The organism is Pseudomonas sp. AL 58, from assembly GCF_036348395.1.
Taxonomy (GTDB): Bacteria; Pseudomonadota; Gammaproteobacteria; order Pseudomonadales; family Pseudomonadaceae; genus Aquipseudomonas; species Aquipseudomonas defluvii.
This window is the reverse complement of the sequence record NZ_JAZBQR010000007.1, coordinates 1-18,075: the sequence shown is the minus strand read 5'-3', so window position 1 is coordinate 18,075 and position 18,075 is coordinate 1. Positions and strand designations below refer to the sequence as shown.

At 58.1% G+C, this 18,075-nt stretch carries 20 protein-coding genes; 12 read left to right on the top strand and 8 right to left on the bottom strand.

Translation table 11 applies throughout. The annotated features are described in order from the left end of the window. The first annotated feature begins 7 nt into the window (after positions 1–7). The 7 genes from rpe (at position 8) to UIA24_RS10575 (ending at position 6,351) form a co-directional block, all read left to right on the top strand. Positions 8–682: a ribulose-phosphate 3-epimerase gene (gene rpe, locus UIA24_RS10605; RefSeq protein ID WP_065759018.1), complete on the top strand. Its 675-nt coding sequence runs from the start codon at positions 8–10 to the stop codon at positions 680–682. Beyond that, complete coding sequence (locus UIA24_RS10600) at positions 679–1,494, top strand: phosphoglycolate phosphatase (protein ID WP_330522814.1); 816 nt, start codon at positions 679–681, stop codon at positions 1,492–1,494. Before rpe ends, UIA24_RS10600 begins: the two co-directional genes overlap by 4 nt. A 69-nt stretch (positions 1,495–1,563) precedes the next feature. After that, positions 1,564–3,045 carry an anthranilate synthase component I gene (gene trpE / locus UIA24_RS10595; RefSeq protein ID WP_330522813.1) on the top strand — a complete coding sequence of 494 codons (1,482 nt, stop codon included), beginning with the start codon at positions 1,564–1,566 and terminating at the stop codon, positions 3,043–3,045. A gap of 62 nt (positions 3,046–3,107) precedes the next feature. Then, positions 3,108–3,701: an aminodeoxychorismate/anthranilate synthase component II gene (locus UIA24_RS10590; RefSeq protein WP_065759050.1), complete on the top strand. Its 594-nt coding sequence runs from the start codon at positions 3,108–3,110 to the stop codon at positions 3,699–3,701. Positions 3,702–3,710: 9 nt separating this feature from the next. Next, positions 3,711–4,760: an anthranilate phosphoribosyltransferase gene (gene trpD / locus UIA24_RS10585; protein WP_330522812.1), complete on the top strand. Its 1,050-nt coding sequence runs from the start codon at positions 3,711–3,713 to the stop codon at positions 4,758–4,760. Then, a complete protein-coding gene (trpC, locus tag UIA24_RS10580; protein WP_330522811.1) occupies positions 4,757–5,593 on the top strand; it encodes an indole-3-glycerol phosphate synthase TrpC in 837 nt (278 codons plus the stop codon). The genes trpD and trpC overlap by 4 nt, the downstream gene beginning before the upstream one ends. Positions 5,594–5,646: 53 nt before the next feature. After that, entirely contained in the window at positions 5,647–6,351 is a 705-nt protein-coding gene (locus UIA24_RS10575; RefSeq protein WP_330522810.1) for a lipoate--protein ligase family protein, read from the top strand. Here UIA24_RS10575 and crp read toward each other — a convergent pair. Next, positions 6,348–6,992: a cAMP-activated global transcriptional regulator CRP gene (crp, locus tag UIA24_RS10570; RefSeq protein WP_065759012.1), complete on the bottom strand. Its 645-nt coding sequence runs from the start codon at positions 6,990–6,992 to the stop codon at positions 6,348–6,350. The two genes, UIA24_RS10575 and crp, sit on opposite strands and share 4 nt — an antisense overlap. 188 nt (positions 6,993–7,180) lie before the next feature. On the opposite strand from crp, the gene UIA24_RS10565 reads away from it, so the two are divergent. Continuing rightward, positions 7,181–7,603 carry an OsmC family protein gene (locus tag UIA24_RS10565; protein WP_065759011.1) on the top strand — a complete coding sequence of 141 codons (423 nt, stop codon included), beginning with the start codon at positions 7,181–7,183 and terminating at the stop codon, positions 7,601–7,603. A 232-nt stretch (positions 7,604–7,835) separates the two neighbouring features. Beyond that, positions 7,836–8,630 (top strand): adenosylmethionine decarboxylase, encoded by a 795-nt coding sequence (speD, locus tag UIA24_RS10560; RefSeq protein ID WP_330522809.1) that lies wholly within the window; start codon positions 7,836–7,838, stop codon positions 8,628–8,630. 76 nt (positions 8,631–8,706) lie between these two features. On the opposite strand, the gene UIA24_RS10555 is transcribed toward speD, so the two are convergent. The 5 genes from UIA24_RS10555 to hemJ all read right to left on the bottom strand — a co-directional run bounded on the left by UIA24_RS10555 (position 8,707) and on the right by hemJ (position 12,203). Beyond that, positions 8,707–9,747 (bottom strand): DUF2157 domain-containing protein, encoded by a 1,041-nt coding sequence (locus UIA24_RS10555; RefSeq protein WP_330522808.1) that lies wholly within the window; start codon positions 9,745–9,747, stop codon positions 8,707–8,709. 5 nt (positions 9,748–9,752) lie between these two features. Then, positions 9,753–10,400: a 2-polyprenyl-3-methyl-6-methoxy-1,4-benzoquinone monooxygenase gene (coq7, locus tag UIA24_RS10550; RefSeq protein WP_099775979.1), complete on the bottom strand. Its 648-nt coding sequence runs from the start codon at positions 10,398–10,400 to the stop codon at positions 9,753–9,755. A gap of 65 nt (positions 10,401–10,465) precedes the next feature. Further along, positions 10,466–10,804: a histidine triad nucleotide-binding protein gene (locus UIA24_RS10545; protein ID WP_028942126.1), complete on the bottom strand. Its 339-nt coding sequence runs from the start codon at positions 10,802–10,804 to the stop codon at positions 10,466–10,468. Positions 10,805–10,868: 64 nt separating this feature from the next. Beyond that, on the bottom strand, positions 10,869–11,651 hold the full coding sequence (locus UIA24_RS10540; protein WP_065759008.1) for an SDR family NAD(P)-dependent oxidoreductase: 783 nt from the start codon (positions 11,649–11,651) through the stop codon (positions 10,869–10,871). Positions 11,652–11,777: 126 nt separating this feature from the next. Then, positions 11,778–12,203, bottom strand: coding sequence for a protoporphyrinogen oxidase HemJ (gene hemJ / locus UIA24_RS10535; RefSeq protein ID WP_065759007.1), 426 nt, complete (start codon positions 12,201–12,203; stop codon positions 11,778–11,780). A gap of 149 nt (positions 12,204–12,352) precedes the next feature. Between hemJ and argC the strand changes: the two genes are divergently transcribed. Together argC and erpA are read left to right on the top strand one after the other, a co-directional pair. Beyond that, positions 12,353–13,387, top strand: coding sequence for an N-acetyl-gamma-glutamyl-phosphate reductase (gene argC / locus UIA24_RS10530; protein WP_065759006.1), 1,035 nt, complete (start codon positions 12,353–12,355; stop codon positions 13,385–13,387). Between the two features lie 157 nt (positions 13,388–13,544). After that, a complete protein-coding gene (gene erpA, locus UIA24_RS10525) occupies positions 13,545–13,895 on the top strand; it encodes an iron-sulfur cluster insertion protein ErpA (protein WP_065759005.1) in 351 nt (116 codons plus the stop codon). Between the two features lie 54 nt (positions 13,896–13,949). Here erpA and UIA24_RS10520 read toward each other — a convergent pair whose 3' ends face one another. Both UIA24_RS10520 and UIA24_RS10515 read right to left on the bottom strand, forming a co-directional pair. Next, positions 13,950–15,047, bottom strand: a complete 1,098-nt coding sequence (locus UIA24_RS10520) for an anhydro-N-acetylmuramic acid kinase (RefSeq protein WP_330522807.1) — start codon at positions 15,045–15,047, stop codon at positions 13,950–13,952. 3 nt (positions 15,048–15,050) lie between these two features. Then, the gene (locus UIA24_RS10515; RefSeq protein WP_102052153.1) at positions 15,051–16,472 is read right to left on the bottom strand and encodes a peptidoglycan DD-metalloendopeptidase family protein; all 1,422 of its coding nucleotides are present in this window, start codon (positions 16,470–16,472) and stop codon (positions 15,051–15,053) included. Positions 16,473–16,681: 209 nt separating this feature from the next. Between UIA24_RS10515 and tyrS the strand changes: the two genes are divergently transcribed. After that, positions 16,682–17,881: a tyrosine--tRNA ligase gene (gene tyrS, locus UIA24_RS10510; protein WP_065759002.1), complete on the top strand. Its 1,200-nt coding sequence runs from the start codon at positions 16,682–16,684 to the stop codon at positions 17,879–17,881. Positions 17,882–18,075 lie beyond the last annotated feature (194 nt).

Here is an 18,075-nt window from a genome sequence, read left to right as displayed (position 1 = left end):
GTGCGCCATGCAGCCCTACGCTATTGCCCCCTCCATTCTCTCTGCCGATTTCGCTCGCCTGGGCGAGGAAGTCGACAATGTGCTGGAGGCCGGAGCCGACATCGTTCACTTCGATGTCATGGATAACCACTACGTCCCCAACCTGACCATCGGCCCGATGGTCTGCAGTGCGCTGCGCAAGTATGGCGTCACTGCGCCGATCGACGTGCACCTGATGGTCAGTCCGGTAGATCGCATCATTGGCGATTTCATTGAAGCCGGTGCGACGTACATCACTTTCCACCCAGAAGCTTCCCAGCACATCGACCGCTCGCTGCAACTGATCCGTGATGGTGGCTGCAAGGCGGGCCTGGTGTTCAACCCGGCAACATCGCTCGATGCCTTGAAGTACGTCATGGACAAGGTCGACATGGTCCTGTTGATGAGCGTCAACCCAGGCTTTGGTGGTCAGAAGTTCATTCCCGGCACCCTCGACAAGCTGCGTGAGGCTCGCGCGCTGATCCAGGCCAGTGGTCGCGATATCCGTCTGGAAATCGATGGCGGCGTCAACGTCAACAACATCCGCGAGATCGCTGCTGCTGGCGCTGACACCTTTGTTGCGGGCTCTGCGATCTTCAATGCGCCGGACTACCGCGAAGTTATCGCCAAAATGCATGCTGAACTGGCTTTGGCACGGCCATGAGTGGTTTCGAGCAGCTGTTCCCGGGCAGCCTGCCCAGGCTGGTAATGTTCGATCTGGATGGCACGCTGATCGACTCGGTACCGGACCTGGCGGTCGCAGTGGACCAGATGCTGCTCGAAATGGGCCGTCGTCCGGTTGGCCTTGAGGCTGTACGCCAATGGGTCGGTAACGGCGCTGCGGTACTGGTACGCCGCGCCTTGGCCGGTGGCCTGGATCACTCCGCCGTCGATGAAGACGAGGCGGAGAAGGGCCTGGAGATTTTCATGCAGGCCTATGCTGAAAGCCATGCGCTGTCGGCGGTTTACCCTGGCGTGAAGGATACGCTGCGTTGGTTGCGCAAGCAGGGCGTGGAAATGGCCCTGATCACCAACAAGCCTGAACGCTTTGTTGGCCCGTTACTGGACCAGATGAAAATCGGCCGTTATTTTCGCTGGATCATCGGCGGCGATACCTTGCCGCAGCAGAAGCCAGACCCGGCAGCGCTGATGTTCGTTATGAAAATGGCGAATGTGCTGCCAGAAAACGCGCTGTTTGTCGGTGATTCGCGCAGCGATGTGCTGGCGGCGAAGGCTGCTGGCGTCAAGTGTGTTGCACTCAGCTATGGCTATAACCATGGTCGTCCGATAGCCGAGGAGTCACCCACATTGGTGATTGATGACCTTCGTGCACTCTTGCCTGGTTGCTTAGAAGCAGACACTGAGCTAATGTCGGACGTTCAATCCCCCCCTGATAGAGATTCCATCGTGGTGGTCACCTGCAAACTCTGGATGAAAGTCATCAAGGCACTGGCCCGTTGGCGTTGGCGCGCCTGACTTCTATCTAGCCGGCTTGACCCGGCACGTTTGCTTGCCCGACCCATAGCTCCTTGCCACGAGGCTATCATGACCCGCGAAGAATTCCTGCGCCTGGCCGCAGCCGGCTACAACCGCATTCCGCTTGCCTGCGAAACCCTGGCCGACTTCGACACGCCGCTGTCCATTTACCTGAAACTGGCCGACCAGCCCAACTCCTACCTGCTCGAATCCGTGCAGGGCGGTGAAAAATGGGGGCGTTATTCCATCATTGGCTTGCCGTGCCGCACGGTGTTGCGTGTGCATGACTATCAGGTTCGCATCAGCCATGACGGTGTAGAAGTCGAGCGGCATGATGTCGACGATCCGTTGGCATTCGTCGAGGCCTTCAAAGATCGCTACAAGGTGCCGACGATCGCGGGTCTGCCGCGTTTCGACGGCGGTCTGGTGGGGTACTTTGGCTATGACTGCGTGCGCTATGTGGAAAAGCGCCTGGGCAAATGCCCGAATCCAGACCCGTTGGGTGTGCCGGATATTTTGCTGATGGTTTCCGATGCCGTCGTGGTGTTCGACAACCTGGCCAGCAAGATCCATGCGATCGTGCTGGTCGACCCGGCGCAGGAAAACGCCTACGAAGAAGGTCAGGCGCGCCTCGAGCAATTACTCGAGCAACTGCGTCAGCCGATCACGCCGCGCCGTGGCCTGGATTTCAAGGGGTTGCAGGCTGCCGAGCCCGCATTCCGCTCCAGTTTCACGCAGGACGACTACGAGCGTGCTGTCGATACCATCAAGGAGTACATCCTGGCGGGCGACTGCATGCAGGTTGTGCCGTCGCAGCGTATGTCCATTGATTTCAGTGCCGCGCCTATCGACCTGTACCGTGCGCTGCGCTGCTTCAACCCGACGCCGTACATGTACTTCTTCAACTTTGGCGACTTCCACGTCGTTGGCAGTTCGCCGGAAGTACTGGTGCGCGTCGAGGACAACCTGGTCACCGTACGTCCAATCGCCGGTACCCGTCCACGCGGTGCAACCGAAGAAGCCGACCGTGCCCTGGAAGAAGACCTGCTGTCCGATGACAAGGAGATCGCCGAGCACCTGATGCTGATTGATCTGGGGCGTAACGACACCGGTCGGGTATCCGAAACCGGCTCGGTCAAGGTCACCGAGAAAATGGTAATCGAGCGCTACTCCAATGTGATGCATATTGTCTCTAACGTTACTGGTCAACTGAAGGAAGGTCTTTCGGCCATGGATGCGCTACGCGCGATTCTTCCGGCGGGTACCTTGTCGGGTGCGCCGAAGATCCGTGCGATGGAGATCATCGACGAACTGGAGCCGGTAAAGCGCGGCGTGTATGGCGGTGCGGTCGGTTACCTCGCCTGGAACGGCAACATGGATACCGCCATCGCGATTCGCACTGCGGTGATCAAGGACGGCGAGTTGCATGTACAGGCCGGTGGCGGCATCGTCGCCGACTCGGTGCCCGCGCTGGAATGGGAAGAAACCATCAACAAGCGCCGCGCGATGTTCCGGGCCGTAGCCTTGGCCGAGCAGACGCCACGCCAGTGAAGATGGCGCCTTTTCGGCGCAAGACAGGTATTCAGAGTCAGCAGACTCAAGAGGTTGACCAGATGTTACTGATGATCGACAACTACGACTCCTTCACCTACAACGTCGTGCAGTACCTTGGCGAGTTGGGTGCAGAGGTCAAGGTCATTCGCAATGACGAACTGACCATCGCCCAGATCGAGGCGCTCAAGCCTGAACGTATCGTTGTTTCCCCCGGCCCTTGCACCCCAACTGAAGCAGGTGTGTCGCTGGAGGCAATCAAATATTTTGCCGGGAAATTGCCTATTCTCGGTGTCTGCCTGGGCCACCAGTCTATCGGCCAGGCCTTTGGCGGTGACGTGGTGCGTGCCCGTCAGGTGATGCACGGCAAAACCAGCCCGGTGTTCCACCGCGACCTTGGCGTATTTGCGGGCCTGAACAATCCGCTCACCGTAACCCGCTACCACTCGCTGGTGGTCAAGCGCGAAACTTTGCCGGAGTGTCTTGAGGTTACCGCCTGGACCGCGCTGGCAGATGGTTCTGTCGATGAAATCATGGGCCTGCGGCACAAGACGCTGAACATCGAAGGGGTGCAGTTCCACCCTGAGTCGATCCTCACTGAACAGGGCCACGAGCTGTTCGCCAACTTCCTCAAGCAGAGCGGCGGCCACCGCTAAGGATCGAACATGGATATCAAGAGCGCGCTGGCCCGTATCGTCAGTCAGTTGGACCTCTCCACCGATGAAATGCGCGAGGTCATGCGTCAGATCATGACCGGCCAATGCACCGAAGCGCAGATCGGCGCTTTCATGATGGGGCTGCGCATGAAGAGCGAGAGCATTGACGAAATCGTCGGTGCCGTCTCGGCGATGCGTGAGCTGGCGGATAAAGTTGAACTCAACACCCTTGCCGGTGTTGTCGATGTTGTCGGCACCGGCGGCGACGGTGCGAACATCTTTAATGTCTCCACTGCCTCGTCATTTGTGGTGGCAGCGGCGGGTTGCACGGTTGCCAAACATGGTAACCGTGCCGTTTCGGGCAAGAGTGGCAGTGCGGACCTGCTTGAGGCCGCTGGCATCTACCTGAACCTGACGCCGGTTCAAGTGGCTCGTTGCATTGACAGCGTTGGCATCGGCTTCATGTTTGCCCAGTCGCACCATGGGGCAATGAAGCATGCTGCCGGCCCTCGCCGTGATCTGGGGTTGCGCACCCTGTTCAACATGATTGGCCCGCTTACGAATCCTGCCGGCGTGAAGCACCAGGTGGTCGGTGTGTTTACTCAAGCGCTGTGCCGGCCGTTGGCCGAAGTGCTGCAACGCTTGGGTAGCAAACATGTACTGGTGGTGCATTCAAAGGATGGTCTGGATGAGTTCAGCCTGGCAGCGCCTACCTTTGTGGCGGAATTGAAGAACGACCAGATTACCGAGTATTGGGTCGAGCCTGAAGACCTTGGCATGAAAAGCCAGAGTCTGCATGGGCTGTCGGTTGAAAGCCCGGCGGCTTCGCTGGAGCTGATTCGCGATGCCTTGGGCCGACGCAAGACTGAAAACGGTCAGAAGGCTGCAGAAATGATCGTGCTTAATGCGGGCGCAGCACTGTACGCCGCAGACCACGCCTCTTCGCTCAAAGAGGGCGTCGCGTTGGCACATGATGCGCTGCACACCGGTCTTGCCCGCGAAAAACTCGAGGAGCTGGGTGCGTTTACCGCTGTATTCAAGCAGGAGAATGAAGGATGAGTGTGCCGACGGTTCTGGAAAAAATCCTCGCACGCAAGGTCGAAGAAGTCGCCGAGCGCAGTGCTCGGGTGAGCCTGGCTGAACTTGAGCGTCTGGCGGCCAGCGCCGATGCGCCTCGTGGTTTTGCCAAGGCGTTGATCGAGCAGGCGGCACGCAAGCAGCCAGCGGTTATTGCTGAAATCAAGAAAGCTTCGCCGAGCAAGGGTGTCATTCGCGAGCACTTCGTTCCGGCCGACATCGCGGTCAGTTACCAGAAGGGTGGGGCAACCTGCCTGTCGGTACTGACCGACGTCGACTACTTTCAGGGCGCTGATGTGTATTTGCAGCAGGCTCGAGCGGCTTGTGCCTTGCCCGTTATCCGCAAGGATTTCATGATCGATCCTTACCAGATCGTCGAAGCGCGAGCCCTGGGTGCTGACTGCGTACTGCTGATCGTTTCCGCGTTGGACGACGTGAAGATGGCCGAGCTGGCGGCCACCGCCAAAGGTGTCGGCCTCGATGTATTGGTCGAAGTGCATGATGGTGATGAACTCGATCGGGCATTGAACGTCCTTGATACCCCGCTGGTTGGTGTCAACAACCGTAACCTGCACACCTTTGAGGTGAGCCTGGAAACGACGCTCGACCTGTTGCCACGCATTCCGCGTGATCGTCTGGCAATTACTGAAAGCGGCATTCTGACCCGTGCCGACGTCGAGCTGATGGAAGTCAATGAGGTGTATTCCTTCCTGGTCGGTGAAGCGTTCATGCGCGCGGACAATCCAGGTTATGAACTGCAGCGCTTGTTCTTCCCTGAGCGTGTGCCACAGAACCTGGTTCCAGGTCTGGACTGATCAACCCCTGAAGCCGGCGATGCCGGCTTTTTTGTATCGACAAGGTTAATGCGATGAACGATCAACCTGTTGCCGTGACCGTTGAAGCTGGCCTGCGTGCCGAGCAGGATTTGCTGGCCGCTGTGTGTCGAGGTGAGCAAGACCATGGTGTGTTGTTCTGGCGCCCGACTGACCGGGCCTTGGTCATGCCTCGGCGCATGAGCCGCCTGGAGGGCTTCGAGGCGGCCTGTGCGGAACTGGCGATTGCCGGCTGGCCGGTATTGTTGCGAGAGACTGGCGGTGAGCCTGTACCGCAATCATCAGCGGTCATCAACATTGCCCTTGTCTATGTTGCGCCGCGCAGTGAGGGTGATCATGGGCGTATCGAAAGCGCCTATGAGCGACTTTGCCAACCCTTGTGCGAGGCGCTGCGCGAGTGGGGCGGGGTTGCTTCGGTCGGAGAGATCGAGGGAGCGTTCTGCGATGGTCGTTACAACGTCAACCTTAATGGTCGTAAACTGGTCGGTACGGCTCAGCGCTGGCGTCAGGGGCTCAATGGCAAGCGGCCTGTCGTGCTGGTGCATGGTGCCCTGCTGTTGGACAACGAGCGCGAAACGATGGTCGCCGCAGTGAACCGGTTCAATGAGTGTTGCGAGCTGGAGCAACGTTGTCTGGCCGATAGCCACATTGCCCTGCACGAAGTGGTACCCGAGGCCCCACTGTTTACACAGTTGGCGCAGGCCTATGGCGCGGTGCTTGCGGGTATCGCGAAAGACTAGCGGGTACCGTAGACCACCATGGTCTTGCCCTTGACCTGAACCAGGCTGCGTTCTTCAAGATCCTTGAGCACGCGGCCGACCATCTCCCGTGAGCATCCGACGATTCGGCCGATTTCCTGGCGGGTTATCTTGATCTGCATACCGTCCGGGTGGGTCATTGCGTCGGGTTGCTTGCATAGCTCCAGCAGGCAGCGGGCTACGCGTCCGGTGACGTCGAAAAAGGCCAGGTCGCCTACCTTGCGAGTCGTGTTACGCAGGCGTTGTGCCATCTGGCTGCCGAGGGCGTAGAGAATGTCCGGGTCCTGGCGGGCCAGCTCGCGAAATTTCTCATAGGTGATTTCGGCCACTTCACATTCGCTTTTGGCGCGTACCCAGGCACTGCGTTGCTGCTCTTTGCCCTCGGGTTCAAAGAGCCCAAGTTCACCAAAGAAGTCGCCACTGTTGAGGTAGGCGATGATCATCTCATGGCCTTCATCATCCTCGATCAGGATGGTCACCGAACCCTTGACGATGTACCACAGGGTATGAGCCTCGTCGCCCGCGCAAATGATGTTGCTCTTGGCAGTGAAATGCCGACGCTGACAATGAGCAAGCAACTTGTCGATGTTCTTGATCTTGGCTGGGAGGTTCAAGGCAACCATGGCTGAATTCCGGAAAGAAGCGATGCGTGGACACTTTTGTAAGTAGCCTGGCTTTTGCGCCAGTGATTTGGCGTCAGCTTATCAGACGCGTGTTCCTGTATCGGCACATTTCCTTGAACGCTTAGCTTTTCCGACGTGCCCGCAGGGTCTAAGCTGGCAGCCTTTTTCATGTTTAATGGAGTCCAGGTATGAAGGCGCGTATCCAGTGGGCTGGCGAAGCCATGTTTCTCGGCGAGTCAGGCAGTGGCCATGTGGTGGTCATGGATGGTCCGCCGGAGAGTGGCGGGCGTAATCTGGGCGTTCGGCCGATGGAGATGCTGCTGCTGGGTCTGGGCGGTTGCAGCAACTTCGATGTGGTCAGCATCTTGAAGAAGTCGCGGCAGGCGGTAGAAAGCTGTGAAGCGTTCCTGGAGGCTGAGCGTGCGAGTGAAGACCCCAAGGTATTCACCAAGATACATCTGCGCTTTGTGGTCAAGGGCCGTGGTTTGAAAGAGGCTCAGGTCAAACGTGCGGTTGAGCTGTCTGCCGAGAAGTATTGCTCGGCTTCGATCATGCTGGGGCGTGCGGGTGTCGAGATTACTCACGCCTATGAAATCGTCGAGCTGGGTTGAGTCGACATTCAACTATCATAAAAGCGGCGCACACTCTGGCAGACCGGGCTTCAGGTCTGCATAATGCGCCCCTTTTTCAGGGCTTTGGCCCTGTCTCGGACCTGCTCCGACCAGACAACCAAAATCGCCATCGCGAAGAGGTGTTAACCGTCCTACGCAGGTGCGTCGTTCGCATCTGACGGGCATGCTTGATCACGCGGCCGGGCCGCACACATATAGAGAGTTTTCAACGGTGAAAAGCAAACTCAAGCTCCACGGGTTCAACAACCTGACAAAGACCTTGAGCTTCAACATCTATGATATCTGCTATGCAGAGTCCCCTCAGGACCTGCAGGCCTACGTCGAGTACATCAACCAAGAGTACGACGCCGAACGCCTGACGCAGATTCTCACCGATGTGGTTGATATCATTGGTGCCAATATCCTGAACATTGCCCGTCAGGATTACGAGCCACAAGGCGCCAGCGTGACCATTCTGATCTCTGAACAACCGGTCACTCCGACCGACAGCCAGATCGAAGAGTCGCCGGGCCCATTGCCAGATACCATTCTGGCCCACCTCGACAAGAGCCATATCACTGTTCACACCTACCCGGAAATTCATCCGGTGGATGGCATCGCTACCTTCCGTGTGGATATCGATGTGTCGACCTGCGGGGTTATTTCACCGCTCAAGGCGCTCAATTACCTGATTCACCAGTTCGATTCGGACATCGTGACTGTGGATTACCGTGTGCGCGGTTTCACCCGTGACATCGAAGGCAAGAAGCACTTCATCGATCACGAGATCAATTCGATCCAGAACTACCTCTCTGAAGATACCAAGTCCGCTTACCAGATGACGGACGTCAATGTGTATCAGGAGAACCTGTTCCACACCAAGATGCTGCTCAAGGACTTCGAACTGGACAACTACCTGTTCGGCGACGCGACCAACAACTTGTCTGCAGAACAGCGCGCGCAGGTGACTGAGCGTGTAAAACACGAAATGCTGGAAATCTTTTACGCTCGCAACATGCCAGCGTAAATTTCCAGGCAAAAAAGGGGCCCTTGCGAGGGCCCCTTTTTTATTTTCATCAGTTGCTCTGGTTGTTGCGCTGCATTTAGCGGCGCAATCCGGGCAGAAAATCCACGATGGCAGTTGGCAGCAGGGTACGTAGGGCGGTACTCAAGCGCTCGCGGTGTTTCTGGTAGAACACGCCAAGGCCAATAATCGCGATCCCGATCAGGCTCAGTACCAGCGGGAACAGCAGTGAGTCAGCGAACACATCATAGGACAGGTACCCCAGATAAGCCGCCACACCCAGAGCCCCGAACACCATGAACACGGGGCGGCGCAGCAAAAGAGCAACGGCCATCAAGCCAAGGTTGATCAGGCAGTACATGGCCTTGCCCCATTCGCTGCCGCTGTCCATCAAGGTCAAACCGCCCCAGAAGGCTGCGAGCCCGGCCAGATAGCCCCAGAAGGCATAGTCCTGACGGCTGCGCCCATCAATCCAGACGCATACCAGCAGCAAACCGAGGCCGAACCACAGCGAGACTTCTCGACGCTGATCCCAACTGAATCCGTCACCGTAGACCCACTCGGTCAGGTCCATTGACATGAACCAGAGGGCGATCGCCATTGGCATCACGATAAACGGGAAGGGCACCAGGCGCAGCATCAGCAGGCCGGCAACCACTGCCGCAACTTCCATCAACAACCACCCACCTTGTACATAGCGGTAGTAGTTCTGGTAGTCACCTTGGTTGTCGTCCATGGGCCAGAAACCGCTAAGGCGTTCGAGTGCGAACACTGCCAACGGCACAATGCTCACCGCCACGGCAGCGAGCAGCCCTCCAGGGATTACCTGCCCACTGCGGTGCATGGCCTTTCCGACCAGGGTGAGCAGGGCGATGTAGCTCAGTGCGACCAGCAGCAGGGCGCTGTCACCGATACTCATCCAGGCTTCGGTCAATAGCCAACCCATGGCGCCCATGATCAGTAGTGCGCCAAAGTAATAGGCGACATGCGCCAGTTGGAAGCTGGCACGCTCTTGCGGTTGCTGCTTGAGAAAGTCCAGTAGGACATGATCCTGTCCGGGCTGGAGAATCCCCGCAGCTACGGCACGGGCAAGATCTTGAGCATCGAAGCGGTCAGCCATGATAGTCACATACGGTAGGTGCTTTTAGTCATGACCTTTGCCATAAGGCTCATCCCGAACTTGATCGGCGCAGGGAAGCGGAAGCCCCCAGCGTCCAGTGCGGACTCGGCGTGGTGTGCTTCATCGATGCGCATCTGCTCGAGGATAGCCCGTGATTTCTCATCTTCGGCTGGAATTTGCTCCAGGTGCTCATCCAGGTGCTTGCACACTTGATGCTCGGTGGCCGCGACGAACCCCAGGCTGACTTTGTCGCTGATCAACCCGGCCACTGCGCCGATGCCGAATGACATGCCATAGAACAACGGGTTTAGCACACTGGGGTGGCTGCCAAGTTGGCGAATGCGCTGTTCGCACCAGGCCAGGTGATCGATTTCTTCTTCGGCTGCATGTTCCATTGCCTTGCGTACCTGCGGCAGCTTTGCCGTCAGTGCCTGGCCTTGATACAGCGCTTGAGCACAGACTTCGCCGGTATGGTTGATGCGCATCAGGCCCGCTACATGGCGCGTTTGTTCGTCGTCCATGTCACTGTCGGGCTGGATGATCGCCGGAGACGGGCGGGAAGGTTGGCCGCTGAAGGGCAGCAAGGTGCGCATGGCAGTGTCGGCCTGCAGCAACAAGCGGTCGAGCGGCGAGTAGTGACGTTCGGTAGCCATCGGGCACCTCCGCAAGAATGTGCCCGACAGTTTACCCCAATCCAGATGACACGGCTTGCGTTGGATCAGCCCGGCGGCCAGTGCATCTGGCGTTGACCGAGCACGTGCATATGGATGTGGTAGACGGTCTGACCGCCCAGCTCATTGCAGTTCATGACCACACGAAAACCGTCTTCGCAGCCCAGCTCTTTGGCCAGGCGCTGAGCGGTGAAGAGGATATGGCCAGCCAGGCCTTTGTCTTCTTCGGTCAGGTCATTGAGGGTGCGGATAGGCTTTTTCGGGATAACCAGAAAGTGTACGGGTGCCTGTGGTGCGATATCGTGGAAGGCCAGAACCTGGTCGTCCTCGTAGATGATCTTGGCCGGGATCTCCCGGTTGATGATCTTGGTGAAGAGAGTCTCCACAACGCTTGCTCCATGGTGGTGGTCTGGCCTGAGTGTACTCAGCGCGGGGCCTGCCGCCCAGCCTCTATTCGATTCTGCTTGGGCGATAGCGTTGGTTGATGGCACCGGCCAGCTTGCGTGTGAGCCAGCGCGAGAGCATTCGCGGGCTGAATGCAAGCCAGCGATTGCGCCGACCGGGAAGGATCAAGGCGCGGTTTTTTTCCAGCGCTCGAACGGTATACAGCGCCACTTCCTCGGCGCTCAGGCAGCGCTTGCTGTTGTCCAGGCGTGGAATACGGCGTCTGGACGAGCGCACCGGGCCGGGGCAGAGGACTGAAACCTTGATGCCGGTGCGCTTGAGTTCTTCGCGTAGCCCTTCGGAGAAGTGCAGAACATACGCCTTGCTTGCGGCATAGCTGCTCATCCAGGGGCCAGGCGCAAACGCCGCGAGGGAGGCAACGTTGAGGATCTGCCCTCCGCCCTGAACCGCCATGGCGTTACCCAGCGCGTGGCAAAGGCGGGTAAGGGCGAGAATGTTCACTTCGATCAGGTCCTGCTCGTCTGCCCATTCCTGAGCGAGGAACGGGCCATAGGAGCGGATGCCCGCACAGTTCACCAGCAGATCGATTTGGCGTTCGCCTTCTTCGAGCTCAAGTAGAAAGCCAGACAGACGCAGCGGCTCGCCGAGATCGCAGGCGCGGAACAGAACTTCTACACCGAAACGTTGCGTCAGCTCGATGGCGACAGGTTCAAGCAGGTCGCGTTGTCGTGCTACCAGAATCAGGTTGCGCCCCCGCCTGGCCAGTGCTTCGGCCAGTGCCAGGCCGAGGCCGCTGGAGGCACCGGTGATCATGGCGTAACGGGTCATGCAGTTCTCCAATCAGGGGGGGGCGTTGTTCAAGGCGCGTAGTTTACAGGTTGGGGTGGGCGCAGCCACTACCGCTACGTACAGGCGTTGCGCCTGCAGTGCGGGTAGTAGCCGACGAGGTTCGGCTTAGAACGGTTTGACCACCACCAGGATGACGATACCCAGCAGAATCAGCACGGGCACCTCATTGAACCAGCGGTAGTAGACGTGGCTGCGAGTGTTTTCTCCACGTGCAAAACGTTTCAGCTGGGCGCCGCACATATGGTGGTAGCCGGTCAGCAGCACGATAAGTGTCAGCTTGGCGTGCATCCAGCCCTGGCTCATGAAGCCGGGGTTCAAGCTAAGCAGCCAGATGCCAAAGATGAAAGTGGCGATCATCGCCGGCCCCATGATGCCCCGGTACAGCTTGCGCTCCATGGTCACGAAACGTTCCTGGCTGATGCTGTCCTGGCTCTGGGCGTGGTAGACGAAGAGCCGGGGCAAATAGAACAGCCCGGCAAACCAGCACACCACGCTGACGATGTGTAGGGCCTTGATCCATAGATAAAGCATGTTTTGCAGTTCCTTCAGGGTTCACGGTGGTCGGATAGTAGTGGCTGTGGGTGGCCCCCGTCATCTCAACGGTTGTTACCAAAGCGACAGCCCCATATTATCGCTGGCTTTACACTCTACAGTCGGTTCGTTCAGAAGGGGCACGCGTTATGGTCAAGGTCGGTATCGTCGGCGGCACGGGTTACACCGGTGTCGAGCTGCTGCGTCTGTTGGCACAGCATCCACAGGCAGAGGTGGCGGTGATCACATCGCGATCAGAAGCAGGGCTGGCCGTCGCCGACATGTACCCGAACCTGCGCGGCCACTACGATGGCCTTGCCTTCAGCGTGCCCGACAGCAAGGCATTGGCAGCATGCGACGTGGTCTTCTTTGCCACGCCACATGGTGTAGCCCATGCGCTGGCTGGGGAGCTCCTGGCAGCCGGTACCAAGGTGATCGACCTCTCTGCGGACTTCCGTTTGCAGGATGCTGACGAGTGGGCCAAGTGGTATGGACAGCCACACGGTGCACCTGAACTGCTCAAGGATGCGGTCTATGGCTTACCCGAGGTCAACCGTGAGCAGATTCGCCAGGCTCGCCTGATTGCCGTCCCAGGTTGCTATCCAACCGCTACCCAATTGGGATTCCTGCCACTGCTTGAGGCCGGCATTGCTGATACCTCGCGCCTGATCGCCGACTGCAAGTCCGGTGTCAGTGGTGCTGGCCGTGGCGCCAGCGTAGGGTCGCTGTTCTGCGAAGCCGGTGAAAGCATGAAGGCATACGCGGTCAAAGGGCACCGTCACCTCCCAGAAATTAGCCAAGGCTTGCGCCGTGCTGCCGGTGGTGATGTCGGTCTGACCTTTGTGCCGCATCTGACGCCAATGATCCGGGGTATCCACTCGACCCTGTACGCCACCGTTGCCGATACCTCGGTTGACCTGCAAGCGCTGTTCGAAAAACGTTATGCAGATGAGCCGTTTGTCGATGTCATGCCAGCCGGCAGCCACCCGGAAACCCGTAGCGTGCGGGGTGCCAACGTTTGCCGTATTGCGGTTCATCGGCCACAAGGTGGTGACCTGGTCGTAGTGCTCTCGGTCATCGATAACCTGGTCAAGGGCGCGTCGGGTCAGGCGGTACAGAACCTGAACATCCTTTTTGGCCTGGACGAGCGCATGGGTCTGTCTCATGCGGGGCTGTTGCCTTAATCACCTTTAAAGTGCGGGAAACCACACGTGGGAGACGCTTGCAGTGTCGTTTCACGTGTGGCGTGGGTCTGCTTCAATTCTTGACCAATTTTCTCGGAGAAGCGGATAATGCCTGTCATCACGCATTATGGCGGCACAGCGCCGGGAGATAGTCAGCATGAGCGTCGAATCCTTCACCCCTACGGCTTTGCAATTCACGCAGGGCGCCGCGCACAAGGTGAAGACCCTGGTCGATGAAGAGGGTAATGACCGTCTGAAGTTGCGAGTGTTCGTAACCGGCGGCGGTTGCTCCGGCTTTCAGTATGGTTTCACCTTTGATGAAGACGTTGCCGAAGACGATACTGTCGTGGAGCGCGAAGGCGTTGCCTTGGTTGTCGATCCGATGAGCTTCCAGTACCTGGCAGGTGCCGAAGTGGATTACCAGGAAGGTTTGGAAGGCTCGCGTTTCGTGATCAAGAACCCTAACGCTACCACCACCTGTGGTTGCGGTTCTTCGTTCTCGATCTAAGGCCGGGTGTTTACTGCTGACGCCGCGCACTTGCGCGGCGTTTTGCTGTGCGCTTCATGCAGGGTAGATAGCGCCAAGTACCCGAGGGCCGCGGGCGCCGGTGACGCTGGGGCGATTGCCCGCAATGCCTTCCAGGCAGCAATGAGCCAACCAGGCGAATGCCATCGCCTCTACCCAGTCCGGATCGACGCCGCAAGCGTCAGTGCTGCTGACCCGCGCACCGGGAAGCAGTTTGGCCAAGCGCTGTATCAGCACGTCGTTGTGCGCGCCGCCCCCGCATACCAACAGTACCTGTGTCCCCGGTTGGGCTGCCTGCAGTGAGTTGATGATGCTTTGTGCGGTCAACTCCAGCAGTGTGGCCTGTACGTCGGCATCGTCGTGGACGGGTTGTGAGCTGAGGTGGTGCTTGAGCCATGGAAGGTTAAACACTTCCCTGCCTGTGCTCTTGGGGCCGGTTCCCGCGAAGAACGGGTCACTGAGCAAGGCAGACAGCAAGCTCGGGATGACCGTCCCACTCGCAGCCCAAGCGCCCCCTGCATCGAAGCTAAGCCCCTTGCGGTCTTGAATCCAGGCGTCCAGCAGTACGTTGCCCGGACCACAGTCAAAGCCTCTGACTGGCATGCCGTGCTCGATCAGGCTGAGGTTGCTGAAACCACCGACATTGAGTACTGCCAGGCGTTCGCCTGGGTGCTCGAACAGCGATTCATGGAAGGCGGGTACCAGAGGGGCGCCCTGGCCGCCTGCGGCGACGTCGCGGCGTCGGAAGTCACTGACGACGCTGATGCCCGTGAGCTCGGCTAGCAGGGCTGGGTTGCCGATCTGCACAGTGAAGCCGCGCGCCGGTTCATGCCGAATGGTCTGGCCGTGGCTGCCAATGGCGCGAATGGCACTGGGTTGCAGGTGCTGAGTACTCAGCAATTGTTGGATTCCGGTCGCTGCCAGTGCCACCCACTCATTTTCGGCAAGTGCTGCCCGGGCGACTTCATCCGGCCCGCTGGCGCACAACGCCAGTAGCGACTGGCGAAGCGTGTCCGGCATGGGGATGTAATGCGTGGCGAGTAGCGTTGGCTTGAGCTGTTGCGCTTGCTCGATCAATGCGATGTCCAGGCCGTCAAGGCTGGTCCCGGACATCACCCCCAGATAGAGAGGCATCGCTTAACGCTTGCTCGAGGCCAGCATGGTGGCCTTTTCCTGGTCCATGCGTGCGATCAGCGGTTGGCTCTGCTGCATGAAGCGTTGGCGTTCAGCCTTGGCGATAGGGTCTGCCATGGGTAGCTTCTGGCCCAGAGGGTCGACGTGGACGCCATTGACCTGGAATTCATAGTGCAGGTGTGGGCCGGTGGAGAGGCCAGTAGTGCCGATATAACCAATCACCTGGCCCTGCTTGACCGAGCCTCCGGTCTTCACGCCTTTTGCGAAGCCCTGCATATGCCCGTAGAGCGTCTGATAGCGGTTACCGTGCTGAATGATGACGGTGTTGCCATAGCCGCCACGACGCCCTGCCAGAAGCACCTTGCCATCGCCAGCGGCTTTGATTGGTGTCCCACGTGGCGCTGCATAGTCGACGCCTTTGTGCGCGCGAATCTTGTTCAGGATCGGGTGTTTACGCCCAGCAGAGAAGCGCGAGCTGATACGTGCGAAATCAACCGGTGTACGGATGAACGCCTTGCGCATGCTGTTGCCGTCGGCGGTGTAGTAACTGGTGTTGCCCTGCTTGTTGGTATAGCGAACGGCGCTATAGCTCTTGCCGCGGTTGCTGAAGCGGGCGGAAAGGATATTGCCGGTGCCTACGACCTTGCCGTTGACTACCTTCTGTTCATAAATCACATCGAACTCGTCACCCTGGCGAATGTCCTGAGCGAAGTCGATGTCGTAGCCAAAGATACCGGCCATATCCATGGTCAGGCTGTGAGACAGGCCGGCACGTTGTGCTGACGCAGAAAGCGAGCTCTTGATGACGCCGTGCACATAGGCAGTGCGTACAGTCGGTTTGCTGATCTCGCGATTGAACGCATAGCCGTTGCTGGTCTTGGTCAGGCGGATGGTTTCCAGGTCGCTGACCTTGCTGTGCAAACTGGACAGTTGACCGTCCTTGTCCAGTTCAATTTCCAGAACCTGGCCATGTTTGAGCTGGCTGAACTGCTTGGCCTGCTTGTTACTGGCCAGTACCTCATGCACCGCATTGGCTGGCAGGCCGACTTTGTTGAACAGTGTCGACAGCGTATCGCCGCGGCCTACGGTGACTTCGCGGTGGCTAGGCGATTTAGCTGTTTCTGCTGTTTCTGCTGTTGGTGCAGGCTCCGCCTTGGCAGCTTGCTCGTTTTTTTCGTCAGCGTTGTCTATCTGGGCAAACGGTGAGGGTGCAGTCTCTTCGCTGGCCAGCGGTGGCGTTGCTTGTTGTTGCTCAAGCTGCTCGACTGGGCTTTCCAGCTCAAGGTTCAGGGTTGTTTTCTTGGCCTCGACTTCGCTGGATGGGAATACCAGCAAAGCCAGGCTGAGTAAGGCTGCAATGCCGCTCGCAGCCAACAGATGGCTCTTCGGATAAAGCGGAGGCGCTTTAGGCGGTTCGTTGCTCATGGGTAAATTGACTTTGAAAAAGATGAAATGGAAAAGATGAATGACATGATGAAGATGAAATAACTGTATAAAATATAACCAAATCCCTTCCAAAGCAAGCGGGCAGACGTCATCAGTCGGGTGTTGGGTCACATTCAGGCCAAAAACTTGTAATTGACGGCTGATCTTGTATGGTTGGGGCCTTTTAATCTGAGCCTTACGGGTCTGTCATGAAGTCGGTTGAAGAGCAGCTAGAGCTGATCAAACGTGGTGCGGAAGAGGTACTGGTCGAGTCCGAACTGGTCGAGAAGCTCAAGCGCGGTCAGCCGCTGCGGATCAAGGCGGGTTTCGACCCTACCGCGCCTGATCTGCACTTGGGGCATACCGTCCTTATTAACAAGCTGCGTCAGTTCCAGGATCTTGGGCATCAGGTGATCTTCCTGATTGGGGATTTCACCGGGATGATCGGGGATCCGAGTGGCAAGAGTGCTACGCGCCCTCCGCTGACTCGCGAGCAGGTGCTGGAAAATGCCGAGACGTATAAACAGCAGGTGTTCAAGATCCTTGACCCAGCCAAGACAGAAGTTGCATTCAATTCGACCTGGATGGATGCGCTGACCCCGGCTGATTTCATTCGCCTGGCGTCCCAATACACGGTTGCGCGCATGCTGGAGCGGGATGACTTCCATAAGCGCTACACCACCAATCAACCGATCGCGATCCATGAGTTCCTCTACCCGCTGGTGCAGGGGTATGACTCGGTAGCGCTGAAGGCGGATGTTGAACTGGGTGGTACCGATCAGAAGTTCAATCTGCTGATGGGGCGCGAGCTTCAGCGCGGTTACGGTCAGGAACCTCAGAATATTGTCACCATGCCACTGCTTGAGGGGCTTGATGGTGTCAAGAAGATGTCCAAGTCCCTCGGGAACTATGTTGGTATCCAGGAAGCGCCGGGTGTGATGTACAGCAAGCTTGTCTCGATCCCGGACACCTTGATGTGGCGTTACTTCGAGTTGTTGAGCTTCCGGTCCATGGAAGAGATCAATGCATTCCGTGCAGAGGTAGAGGCGGGCGCTAATCCGCGGGACATCAAGATCAAGCTGGCTGAAGAGATCGTTGCGCGCTTCCATGGTGAAGAGGCTGCTGCGAACGCGCACCGTGCCGCGGGCAATCGCATGAAGGATGGCGAGTTGCCAGAAGACCTGCCCGAGGTTGTAGTGCCTGCCGATGAAGAGATGCCGATTGCGGCTGTCCTTAATAAGGCTGGGCTGGTCAAGAATGCTGCTGCGGCTCGCGATCTTCTGGCGGCGGGTAGTGTGCGCATTGATGGCGAGGTCGTTGATCGTGGCTTCGTATTCGCGTTGGGCGCCACTCATGTTTGCCAGGCCGGCAAGAAGGCCTTTGCGCGTATTACGCTGAAGGCTGAGTGAGTTTGTAAATAAGGCTTGACGGCGAATTGTAACTGTCTATAATTCGCCCCACTTCCGGCGCAGTCGAAACGGAAAACTCCTTGTTAATCAACGAGTTAGATGTTTAGTGATGGTGCTGGAAGTGCTTCGGTCGAATAGATCGGCAGCGGTGAAAAAGGTGGTTGACAGCGAGTTGAAACGCTGTAGAATTCGCC